The following is a 10,331-nucleotide window of genomic DNA, read 5'->3' on the forward strand; positions in this document are numbered from 1 at the left end:
TTGTCTAGATTCCAGCCGTGCTGAGGAGGTTGGCCTCGGCGATCGCGAGGGTCCGCTCGGCGAGCGACGAGACGGGCAGGTCCCCGAAGCCGAAAATCCCGGTGCGGCAACGGTCTTCGAGGGGATCGACCAGCTCGGCGGGCAGGGCCGCCCGGCCGAGGAAGGCGCCGGCCCACGCGCCGGCGGTGGCGCCGATCGAGTCGGTGTCCAGGCCGGCCTGCACGGCCAGCCCGACCGTCTCGCCGAACCGGCCGCCGCCCCACAGCACCGCCGCGGTGAGCGCGCCGGCGTTGTTGACGGTGTGCACCCAGCTCATGCCGGCGTGTCGGGCGTGCAGGTCGTCCAGGCACTTCTCCCAGTCCAGGCCGTGGCGGAACTGGTCGAGCACGGTCGTGATCTCGACGGCCAGCCGGGAGTCCGGCGGCACGTGCCGGAGCGACTCCACAATGGACTCCTCCGGGCCGGCGGCGGTGAACGCCGAGGAGATCAGCGCGGCAGCCCACATCGCCCCGTAGATGCCGTTGGCCCGATGGCTGAGCGCGGCGTCCTGATGGGACAGGATGGCGGCCCGGCGGGGCCGGCCGGGCCAGGTGAAGCCGAAGATGTCGGCGCGGATCAGCGCGCCGATCCATTCCCGGTACGGGTTGCGGTGCTCCCCGGCCTGGGCCAGCGGCACGTCCCGGAGCAGGTTCTGATAGGTCGCGCGTTCGGCCGTGAACAGTTGGTAGACGGGGAAGCGGGACAGCCACTCCGCCGCCACGTCCCGCGAGGTGTAGCCGGGTCCGTAGGTCTCCAACAGGTGCAGGCCCAGCACCGTGTAGTCGATGTCGTCGTCACGCACCGATCCGTGCACACGGCCGGCCGTGAGGCCCTCGAAGCCCCACCGGCCCAGCCGGTCCCGCTCGGCCGGGTCGTCGAAGGGCACGTATCCGGTGAGCGGATAGGCGTTCTTGGCTTGGAGGTAGTCCCGAATGGACTCCCGGGTGGGGCCGATCTCCAGGGGCTTGCCCATCATGTTGCCGATGATCCGGCCGAGCCAGCCGCCGTGGATGCGGTCGCCCAGCGCCGTCGGCTCGACCGCCGGCGCGGCGTCCGGCAGGGTGGCCACGATCTCGTGCCGGGCCGAGGTCTCCGTGTGCGGCCAGTCCGGCACCCGTGGCCGGTCCAGGATCTCCCGGTAGAGCGCCAGCAGCTCGGCCTCGTCCTGGGGCGACAGGGACTCCAGGCGGGGCCGCAACCCGGCCACGTCGTGACCGGCCTGAGCGGCCTGCTGCAACTCGTTGCGGGCCAACGCCCACGGCTCCTGGCCGACCGGACTGGGCGACTCGCCCTCGTTCAAGTACTCCACGGCGACTCCTCGTCGAGCTCGACCACCACGCTAACACGAGGTCTCCAAGTCACCTAGTGTCTCGGTCACTTGTTGACATCAGCAACCAGTCGGCCTACCGTCGGCCGGGTGGCACACGAAACAGCGAGCATCGGCCCCGACCGCCGGATCGGCCGCAGCCGGGTCGCCGACCAGATCGTCGACGACCTGCGGGAACGCATTCTCAGCGGCGAGCTGGCCAACGGCGCGCGGCTGCCGGCCGAACGGGAGCTGGCCGAGCACTACGGCGTCAGCGGCGCGACGATCCGTGAGTCGGTGCGCGTGCTGGCCACCATCGGCCTGGTCGACGTCCGGCACGGCGCCGGCTCGTTCGTCACCGCCGAGCCCGACACCATGATCGGCATGTCCATCGCCTCGGTGGTGCGGCTGGAGGGCGTGGGGGCGCACGAGGTGCTCGGCCTGCTCGGCGCCCTCAACCGACACGCCGCCCAGGAGGCGACCCGGCACGCCACCGACGAGGAGATCGCCTCGCTGCGGGCCGCCGCCGAGAAGCTGGCCGCCATCGACGACATCGACACCGCCCGGGAGGACCTGCGGGCGTTCATGCGGCGGATGTCGGAGATCTCGCACAACGCCCTGCTGGTCCCGCTGTGCCGGCTGCTGGCCGACGTGCAGGTGGAGCTGGCCATCGAGCTGAGCGGCGGCCGCCTGACCGAGTGGATGCGCGTGGCCGGCGGCCTGCACGAGCACCGGATGGCGCTGGTCGAGGCGGTCGAGAGCCGGTCGCCCGAGCGTGCCGCCGAGGCCGTGGACGCGCATTCCGCCTACGCGGCGAGCCTCATCCTGTCCACTCCGCAGGCCAAGAAGGTCCAGGCCGCCGACCCGGGCTACGCCCGGCTGCTGGCCGGCATGTTCACCGCACGGCTGGCGGGCTGACCCACTGGGAGGAACCCGATGAAGATCGTGCATTTCGACGAGGACAACTGGTTCTCCGACCACCCGAGCGGCGCGCTGCACTTCCAGCACCTGCTCAAGGGCGAGCCGGACTCGCCCGACAACTTCATGTACGTGCTGGCCAGGCAGGTCGACGAGTGGTCGATGCCGCGGCACCGGCACAACTTCGAGCAGATCCGGCTGCCGCTGGTCGGCGACAACACGACGTACGGGCGCGGCGTGGTCCTCAAGGAGGGCCAGGTCGGCTACTTCCCCGAGGGATTGTCCTACGGGCCGCAGGAATCGCCGATGAAGGGCATGGCGCCCGGCGAGCCGCTCGGCCTGACGCTCCAGTTCGGCGGGTCGTCCGGCTACGGCTTCATGAGCATCGAGCAGCGCCGCCAGGCCCGGGAGGAGCTCATCGCCGCCGGCGGCAGCTTCGACGGCCCGTTCTACGTCCGCCCGGACGGCAGCCGGCAGTGGGGCCTGACCACCATCTGGGAGCACGTGTTCGGCAGCCACCTGAAGTACTCGCGGCCGCGCTACTCGCTGCCGGTCGTCGCGGACCCCCAGCGGTTCAACTGGCTTCCGGTCGAGGACGCGGAGGGCGTTGACCACAAGTGGCTGGGGGCCTTCTCCGAGCGCGGGGTGTGGGTGGAGATGGTCCGGCTGCGGCCAGGGGCCCGATGGTCCACTGTGGACACCAAGGCCCGGCGGCTGGTCACCGTGCTCGCCGGCGACGGCGAGTGCGACTGCGAGCAGATCGGCTATCTCACCGCGATCCAGGCCGACGCGGGCGAGTCGCTCGACCTGGTCGCCGGGGAGAATCCGCTGGAGCTGTTCCTGATCGGGCTGCCGCCGGTCGTGCTCCCGGCCAGCGAGTCGCAGGAGTACGACCTGGAGGAGTTCCCGGCCGAGGACCAGGAACCGGTCGGGCAGCCGGCCTGATGCTGTCGCTGGACCAGGCGTCGGCCGTGGTCGACGCGGCGCTTCGCCACGCAGTCGAGCGCGGCTGCGAGCCGTTGACGGTGGCCGTGCTCGACCCCGGCGGGCACCTGCTGGTGCTCAAACGCCAGGACGGCAGCGCGATCCTTCGTCCGCAGATCGCGCAGGCCAAGGCCTGGGGCGCGCTGGGCATGGGCCGCGGCACCCGCGCCCTGGCCGGGCGTGCGGCCCTCGCCCCGTCGTTCTTCATCGCGCTGGCCGCCATGTCCGGTGGCAATGTCGTGCCGGTGCCGGGCGGAGTGCTTGTGCGGGACGAAAAAGGCGTGATTCTCGGGTCGGTCGGCGTCAGCGGCGACCATCCCGACAACGACGAGGCGTGCGCCGTCTTCGGCATCGAGCACGCCGGCCTGCGGGCCGACCCCGGGGAGGGATGATGACGCAAGTCCGTGTCGAGCAAGGCCTTCTCGAGGGCAACCAGCGGGACGGGGTGTTCCGGTTTCGCGGCATCCCTTACGCCGCACCGCCGCTGCGCTGGGCCGCGCCGCAGCCGCCGCTTGGCTGGGACGGCGTGCGCGACGCGACGACGTTCGGCAACGCCGCGATCCAGACCGTCCACCACGGCGACGATCTCGGGGCCGAGCAGAGCGAAGACTGCCTGCACCTCAACGTCTGGTCCGCTCGGCTGGAGCCGCAGGCGCGCCAGCCGGTCATGGTGTGGATTCACGGCGGCGGATTCATCACCGGGTCCGGGTCGATGCCCGACTACCACGGCACCGCGTTGGCGCAGCACGGCGTGACCTACGTGTCGATCAACTACCGGCTCGGCGCGCTCGGCTTCGCCCACCACCCCGAGACCGGCGGCAACTTCGCCGTGCGGGACTGGGTCGCCGCGCTGGACTGGGTTTCCCGCAACATCACCGCCTTCGGCGGCGATCCCGGCAACGTCACCATCTTCGGCCAGTCCGCCGGCGCCAGCGCCGTTCGGACCCTGCTCGCCACGCCGTCGGCCCGCGGGCTGTTCCACCGGGCCATCGTGCAGAGCGCCGGCTTCGAGCCGTACGCCGCGTTGCCCAACGTCGGCCGGCACCGTGTCGTCGACGCCAGCGCCCGGCTGTTCGACCAGTTGGGCGGCAACGACATCGCGCATCTGCGCCAGCTTCCCGTCGAGCAGGTGCGCGCGGCCTCGTTCCAACTCGCCGGCGTCATCCCGCCGCCCGGGCAGGTCCACACCCCGGCCAACCTGGTCTGGTGCCCCACCGAGGACGGTGATGTCGTCGGCCCGGATCTGTCCTGCTGGGCCGCCGAGATTCCCGTGCTGTTCGGGCACACTGCCGACGAGGCACGGTACTTCATCACCCCCAGCGGGCCGTACGGCGCCCCGCCCGGCACCGTCGACCCCGCCGACCTCTACACCCCGGCCACCCTCGCGCGAGCGGCCGCCGTCCTCGCCGGGGCCTCGGCCGACGACGTTCTGGCTTCCCTCAACGGAAGTCCGTACGAGTCGCTCGCCGCGCTCATGACCACCGCCATCTGGGCCGAGCCCGCCTTGGCGTCCTACCGGCGATTCGCCTCGCTGGGCCGCACCGCCTACTTCTACCGCTTCAGCCGCGTCTCCCCCGGCAACCGCCGCACCGGCAAGCTCGCCTACCACATGTCCGAACTCCCTTATCTGTTCGGACATCTCACCCCCGCCGAGGACTACGACGAGATCGACGCCGACGTCTCCGCGACGATGACGCACGCCTGGACCGAGTTCGCCCGCACCGGCGTGCCCCGCAGTCCGGACGGCGCTGCCTGGCCGGTGGTCGGCGGCGAGGAGACGGTGATTGACGACAAGGCGTACAGCGGCCCCCTGGAGATCGGACCGGTCACCGCGTCGATCAACGCGGTTCGAGAGGCGCACGCCTTCGACACCGGTGTGACCCATCGCTGAGGTCCCACCGGACGAGATCCACCGTCCAGCGGGCTCCTAGATCAAGGGACCGTTTCTCACGCCCAACGCCAGGAAGGGGCCCTTCATGACGTGGCCGCCCACTGAGCTTCGAACTCGGGCGGGGTGGGCGGGATGCGCTCGAACACATCGCGGAGCTTGGGTGGGATCGCGGTCTTCCGGAACTCGCCGGGGGTGAAGGCGACGTAGCGGACGGAGGCGGTGACGGCCTCGCGGGCGGCGACGGCGCCGCGGTAGGCGATGGTGAGGGAAGTGGTGCCGAGGTGGCGGCGCAGGACGGCGATCTCGAGGAGGTCGTCGAAGCGGGCCGGGGAGCGGTAGCGGATGGTGATCTCGGCCATCACCAGGTCGACGCCGGAGCGGGCGAGGAAGTCGAAGGAGCCGGCGACGGTGCGGAACGCCTCGATGAAGGCGGCCTCGAAGAACACGCCGTAGCGCGAGGCGTGCACGATGCCCTGCATGTCGGTGTCCCCGGGCCGAATGCGCACGGTGTGCACCAGTTCGCTGTCCAACGGTCTCCCCCTCGATCGCCGCGGCCGACCTCGAACCTACAGCACCCGGACAGTGGTGGTGCTGAAGCGGAATTCGACGGTGGCGGCGACGGCGTCGAGGTCGAGGGCCTGGCGGAGGCGGGGCAGGACATCGGCGGCGAGGGCCTGGCGGATCGACCGGAGGTCGGCGTCGGGCTCGGCGGTGACGAGCAGGGCCAGGGTGGGGGCGTCGCGGGTGCCGCCGAGATCGGCGGCGGCGGAGCGGACGCCGGGCAGGGCGGCGACTTCGTCCTCGAAGGGCGTGACGGCGATGGTCGGACGGTACGTCGTCGCGCCGGATTCCTCGGTGTGCTGCCAGGTGTGGGTCTTCGGCCCCCGGCCGAACTGGGCCAGCAGCCAGCGCAAGGCCAGCAGTCCGATGATCACGCCGGCGGCCCCGACGGCGGTGGGTGTCCACGCCGGCGGGCGGCCGAGGTCGGGCAGCACGGCCGAATCCGGCGCGAGCGGCCCGATCCGGGCGAAGTGGGCGGCGGCGGCGATCGCGCCGGCCGCCAGCAAGACGATGCCCAGCAGGGCGAGCAGCGTCCGGTTGAGGCGGGCCGGGCGGTTCATGGCTTGCTCCTCCTGACCTTGACGGCGACGGTCGGCCGCGTGCGGAGATCGATGCCGTCCAGCGCCCGATCGACGGCCGTTCGCTCGGCGTCGGCCAAGCCGTCGGTGACGGTCCGCGTGGTCCGGACGGCGGCTATCACCTTGCGGCGTCGGCGTTTGACCCGGACGGCGCTCACCCCGTCGACCGCGAGCGTGGTGCGGCGCAGGGCCGAGCCGAGGCTGCGCCGGCCGACACCGGCGGCGATGCCGGTGTCATCAGGCGCAAGGGGCACGACAACAAGCCGGCCCGGCACCAGCGCGGCCAACAACAGGACCAGGCCGACCACACCGACGCCGACGGCGGCCGCCAGCACGACGATGTCGCCCCACCGAACGGAATTCAGCACAGCCAGGGCATTGTCGACGTCACGCCACCGGCGCGGGTCCATCAGCACCTGCACCGACACCGTCACGGCGAAGGCGCACAACGCGAACAGCCCGATGGCCGCCAGGGTCGCCGCGACCGAGCGGCGGGATCGGCGCTTCACCGCACCCTCCGGCCAACGGCGACACCGGACTGCATGGCGGTCACGGTGATGTCCACACGGGACACATCCAGCCCCGTGAACTCCCCAACCCGGCCCACGAGGTGCTCACGGGCCCGTCGCGTGGTCTGCGCCAGCGACGACGGATAGGCGATCGCCAGCCGCACGTCGAGCGCTACGACGCTGCCGCGAACGTCGGCGGTCACCGACGCCCCGTCGACGATGCCGTCCACCTCGGTGACGGCCTTGGCCGCCAGCCGGGACACCACACGACCGTCCACTGTGGTCCGACCGCGCTGCCCGGTGTCCGGCAGGACGGCGGTCACCGGCCGCGTCCGATGTACTGGGACACGTCGATCTTGCCGTCCAGCACGCGGCCGACGAACAGCCCCAGACCGCCGAGCACCAGCACGGCGAGGAAGGCGCCGAACCCGCCGAACGCGGCGGCGACGCCGAGGGTGAGGCCGGTCAGCAGGCCGAGTTGGGTGGCGTTCATGGTTCCTCCTGCGGGATGATCACTGCACCCGGGTGGTGTCCGGGCCGCGGTCGAGGTCGTCGTCGCTGGGGATGTGGATGTCGTTCACCGCGATGTTGACCTCGACCACCTCGAGGCCGGTCATCCGCTCGATCGCGGTGATCACGTTGCGCCGCACGGCCCGGGCCAGGTCGGCGATGGACACGCCGTACTCCACCACGAGCTGGAGGTCGACAGCGGCCTGCTTCTCCCCGACCTCCACCGACACGCCCTGCCCGATGCTGGCCGAGGCGCCGGGGATGCGGTCGCGGATGGCATTGAAGGCCCGGGCCGCGCCGCCACCGAGGTCGTGCACGCCGGAGATCTCCCGCGCGGCCAGCCCGGCGATCTTCTGCACGACGACGTCGGCGATGGTGGTGGCGCCGTGCGTGGACGCCAGCGCGCTGATCCGCTCGATCTCCCCGGCGGTGTCGGTGACGGTGTCCGACTTGGTCATAACCCCTCCTGCGGTTGCACGATCATCGGTCATCGGTTCAGACCCGGCAGGGCCGGATTCCTCACGCGCTGTGTCCCACGTCTCACTCGAAGGCGGCGGCGTCGATGTCGACGACCACCAGCCGCAGCACCGCCTCCGGCCGGCCGGCGTCGTCGATCGCCTTGCGCAGCAACGCCTCCGCTCGTTCCAGTACCGGCGGCAAGGGCAGCGCGAACGCCACCACCCGGACGGTCACGGCCGACTCGTCGACGTCCACGGCGGTGCGGTCGAGGTCCAAGGACACCCACGGGACCTTCACGTTGGCCACCGGCGCGGCCGGCCGCAGCTCGGGAATCCGCTTCAGAGCGGCGAGCACCGCGCCGGCCGGATCGGTCACCATTCGATGTCCAGAACAGACACTGACACCTCGATCGACTCGTACCCGGTCGCGGCGGCGACCGCCCGGCCGACGGCCCGCTGCACCGCGCCGCCGACCGCCGCCGCCTGGTCCAGTCCGGAAAGGACGATGCTGACCTCGATCCGCACCAGCTCGGGTTCGACGGAAACCCGCACCCCGTCGACGGAAGCCGGCGTGAGACCCTTGATCCAGCCACGCGCCGACCGCGTGGCCGAGCCGATCAGGCCCAGCAGGCCCGGTTCCAGCCGGGCCACACCGGGCACCGCGATCGCCGCTCGGGCGGCGATCGCGGCGAACACCGGCTCCGCGATCTCGCTGTGAGTTCTCCGAAGGCTTGTGCTCACGGCAGGTACAGATCCTCCAGCACCAGTTCCAGCTCGGTCAGCCGGAGTCCGATCCGCGCGGCGGCGGCCGCCGTCACGCGCTCCCGCACCTCGTCCAGCGCCGACGCGGTGAACTCCGGGTAGTGCACGGCCAGGCTCATCTCCACCCGCACGTCGCTCTCGGTTCCGTCCACATGGGACACACGGCAGCGGCGGGCCCGCACGCCCGGCACGGTGTCGGCGGCGAAGCGCAGCACCGCCGCGACCGCCTGGTCGCTGATCCGGACCCGGCCGGGTTCGGAGGTCGGCAGCGGCAGCAGGTCCCGGCGGCGCACGTCGGCGCGCACCGCGGCCATGATCCGGCCGGTCAGCCCGGCCGGCGGCGCGATCTCCTCGGCCGCGAGCTGCCCGGTCGCTTCCCGTAGCAGCACAAGGCTTTCCCGCACCGCGCCGCAGTGCGGGCAGGTGCGCTCGTGTTCGGCGTCGACCTCGTCGAGGTGCTCCCAGACCTGGTCCACGTCGCGGCCGCAGGGCAGCCGGTAGTCCGCCGCGGTCTCGTTCACCGCCATGGCGCCATCACCTCCGCCAGTTGCGCCCGCGCCCGGGCGATCCGGCCCCGCACGGCCGTGCTCGTCGTGCCGACGGCGGCCGCGATCTCCTCGTAGGAACGTCCATGCACCTCACGCAGCAGCCAGCAGGCGCGCTGCTCCGGGGTGAGCACGTCCAGCGCCTCGGTCAGCGCGGCCATCTGGGCATTGGTCTCGGCCTCCTTCTCGGGCCGGCCCGACCGGCCCGTCGACTCGTGCTGGTCCAGGTCAGCCTCGGCGACCGGCTTGCGGTTGCGTATCACGTTCAGACAGCGGTTGGTGGCGGTTCGATAGAGCCAGCCGACGAAGGCCGCCTCCCGCTCCAGCTGGTCCAGCCGCCGCCACGCGGTCAGGAACACGTCCTGCACGACGTCCTCGGCGTCGGCCCGGCTGGCGAGGATGCGCACCGCCAGCCGGTATATCGGGCCCTGGTAGCGCTGCACCAGCTGCTCGTACGCGCGCAGGTCGCCGCCGCGGGCCCGCACGACCAGCGTCGCGTCATCCAGCTCCGCTTCCAGCAGCTCGGGTGGCATCGACACCGCCTTCCTCCCGCCGACAGGGGCTCACCTCTTCACCGACCCCGCCCAGCCTGGATCGTCACGCGCCGATTCTGTGACCGTTGCCACCTGATCGTGTGGGTGACGTTTCTGCCAGGCCCGGGTCTTTCCCGATGACGACGCCAGCCGGGCGTCACGCCGCGAGAGGAGACCCTCATGGGCCTGCACGACAAGATCAGCAACAAGGCCGACGAGCTCACCGGCAAGGCCAAGGAGGCCGCCGGCGAGGTCACCGGCGACGAGCAGCTCAAGGCCGAAGGCAAGGCCGACCAGGCGGGCGCGGTGGTCAAGGACGCCATCGCCGAGGTCAAGGACACCGCCGGCAAACTGGTCGACAAGGCCAAGGGGCTGCTGGGCCGGGACTGACCACAGGGCTTGCCACCAGCGCCGATGCGAGTTGTCCACAGGGGTTGTCCACACTGGGGACTAGTCGAACGTGTGTGCGAAGGCAGGGTCGGGGGGTGGGTGACCTGCCGGAGAGTCAGCGGCGCTGGTGGTGGGTGTGGGTGGTGGGTGCGGGTGTGATTCTTGTGCCCGCGCCGCGCGGTTACCGGGGGGTGGGGATTGCGGTGAGAGGTGGGGGTGTTGTTCGGCTGGGGATGGGGGGCGTTATCCAGGCTACTCCGGGTGGATTTTTCGCGGAGACCTCTGGGCGATGGCGTATCAAGGCGCTATAGGGCCGGCGCCGCCAGCCCCGACAAAGAAAAAAATTA

General features: G+C 71.5%; 16 protein-coding genes. 5 read left to right on the plus strand and 11 right to left on the minus strand.

All coding sequences use genetic code 11. The features are described 5' to 3' along the window. Positions 1 to 4: 4 nt before the first annotated feature. Positions 5 to 1,348, minus strand: a complete 1,344-nt coding sequence (locus ACIG5F_RS06355) for an ADP-ribosylglycohydrolase family protein (protein ID WP_396516347.1) — start codon at positions 1,346 to 1,348, stop codon at positions 5 to 7. Positions 1,349 to 1,456: 108 nt separating this feature from the next. Here ACIG5F_RS06355 and ACIG5F_RS06360 point away from each other — a divergent pair, with 108 nt between their 5' ends. The 4 genes from ACIG5F_RS06360 to ACIG5F_RS06375 are packed head-to-tail and all read left to right on the plus strand — an operon-like array spanning position 1,457 to position 5,138. Beyond that, positions 1,457 to 2,263 (plus strand): FadR/GntR family transcriptional regulator, encoded by an 807-nt coding sequence (locus ACIG5F_RS06360; protein ID WP_396516348.1) that lies wholly within the window; start codon positions 1,457 to 1,459, stop codon positions 2,261 to 2,263. An 18-nt stretch (positions 2,264 to 2,281) separates the two neighbouring features. Next, entirely contained in the window at positions 2,282 to 3,208 is a 927-nt protein-coding gene (locus tag ACIG5F_RS06365) for a hypothetical protein (RefSeq protein WP_396516349.1), read from the plus strand. Beyond that, entirely contained in the window at positions 3,208 to 3,639 is a 432-nt protein-coding gene (locus ACIG5F_RS06370) for a heme-binding protein (RefSeq protein WP_396516350.1), read from the plus strand. The genes ACIG5F_RS06365 and ACIG5F_RS06370 overlap by 1 nt, the downstream gene beginning before the upstream one ends. Further along, positions 3,639 to 5,138 (plus strand): carboxylesterase/lipase family protein, encoded by a 1,500-nt coding sequence (locus ACIG5F_RS06375; RefSeq protein ID WP_396516351.1) that lies wholly within the window; start codon positions 3,639 to 3,641, stop codon positions 5,136 to 5,138. Before ACIG5F_RS06370 ends, ACIG5F_RS06375 begins: the two co-directional genes overlap by 1 nt. An 83-nt stretch (positions 5,139 to 5,221) precedes the next feature. On the opposite strand, the gene ACIG5F_RS06380 is transcribed toward ACIG5F_RS06375, so the two are convergent. The 10 genes from ACIG5F_RS06380 to ACIG5F_RS06425 form a co-directional block, all read right to left on the minus strand. Further along, positions 5,222 to 5,668 (minus strand): acyl-CoA thioesterase, encoded by a 447-nt coding sequence (locus ACIG5F_RS06380; protein ID WP_396516352.1) that lies wholly within the window; start codon positions 5,666 to 5,668, stop codon positions 5,222 to 5,224. Positions 5,669 to 5,704: 36 nt separating this feature from the next. After that, positions 5,705 to 6,259, minus strand: coding sequence for an alkaline shock response membrane anchor protein AmaP (locus ACIG5F_RS06385; protein WP_396516353.1), 555 nt, complete (start codon positions 6,257 to 6,259; stop codon positions 5,705 to 5,707). Continuing rightward, on the minus strand, positions 6,256 to 6,786 hold the full coding sequence (locus ACIG5F_RS06390) for a DUF6286 domain-containing protein (RefSeq protein WP_396516354.1): 531 nt from the start codon (positions 6,784 to 6,786) through the stop codon (positions 6,256 to 6,258). The genes ACIG5F_RS06385 and ACIG5F_RS06390 overlap by 4 nt, the downstream gene beginning before the upstream one ends. Beyond that, positions 6,783 to 7,109 (minus strand): Asp23/Gls24 family envelope stress response protein, encoded by a 327-nt coding sequence (locus ACIG5F_RS06395; protein ID WP_396516355.1) that lies wholly within the window; start codon positions 7,107 to 7,109, stop codon positions 6,783 to 6,785. Before ACIG5F_RS06395 ends, ACIG5F_RS06390 begins: the two co-directional genes overlap by 4 nt. Beyond that, positions 7,106 to 7,279 carry a hypothetical protein gene (locus ACIG5F_RS06400; protein WP_396516356.1) on the minus strand — a complete coding sequence of 58 codons (174 nt, stop codon included), beginning with the start codon at positions 7,277 to 7,279 and terminating at the stop codon, positions 7,106 to 7,108. The genes ACIG5F_RS06395 and ACIG5F_RS06400 overlap by 4 nt, the downstream gene beginning before the upstream one ends. Before the next feature lie 19 nt (positions 7,280 to 7,298). Then, entirely contained in the window at positions 7,299 to 7,754 is a 456-nt protein-coding gene (locus ACIG5F_RS06405) for an Asp23/Gls24 family envelope stress response protein (protein WP_396516357.1), read from the minus strand. Between the two features lie 82 nt (positions 7,755 to 7,836). Further along, positions 7,837 to 8,133, minus strand: coding sequence for a hypothetical protein (locus ACIG5F_RS06410; protein WP_396516358.1), 297 nt, complete (start codon positions 8,131 to 8,133; stop codon positions 7,837 to 7,839). Further along, positions 8,127 to 8,495, minus strand: coding sequence for an Asp23/Gls24 family envelope stress response protein (locus ACIG5F_RS06415; RefSeq protein WP_396516359.1), 369 nt, complete (start codon positions 8,493 to 8,495; stop codon positions 8,127 to 8,129). Before ACIG5F_RS06415 ends, ACIG5F_RS06410 begins: the two co-directional genes overlap by 7 nt. Continuing rightward, positions 8,492 to 9,043, minus strand: a complete 552-nt coding sequence (locus tag ACIG5F_RS06420) for an Asp23/Gls24 family envelope stress response protein (RefSeq protein ID WP_396516360.1) — start codon at positions 9,041 to 9,043, stop codon at positions 8,492 to 8,494. The genes ACIG5F_RS06415 and ACIG5F_RS06420 overlap by 4 nt, the downstream gene beginning before the upstream one ends. Beyond that, positions 9,034 to 9,594, minus strand: coding sequence for an RNA polymerase sigma factor (locus ACIG5F_RS06425; RefSeq protein WP_396516386.1), 561 nt, complete (start codon positions 9,592 to 9,594; stop codon positions 9,034 to 9,036). The genes ACIG5F_RS06420 and ACIG5F_RS06425 overlap by 10 nt, the downstream gene beginning before the upstream one ends. A 180-nt stretch (positions 9,595 to 9,774) precedes the next feature. Here ACIG5F_RS06425 and ACIG5F_RS06430 point away from each other — a divergent pair, with 180 nt between their 5' ends. Beyond that, the gene (locus ACIG5F_RS06430; protein WP_396516361.1) at positions 9,775 to 9,984 is read left to right on the plus strand and encodes a CsbD family protein; all 210 of its coding nucleotides are present in this window, start codon (positions 9,775 to 9,777) and stop codon (positions 9,982 to 9,984) included. The last annotated feature ends 347 nt before the right edge of the window (positions 9,985 to 10,331 follow it).

It is taken from the genome of Kutzneria sp. NPDC052558, from assembly GCF_044547355.1.
Lineage (GTDB): Bacteria > Actinomycetota > Actinomycetes > Mycobacteriales > Pseudonocardiaceae > Kutzneria.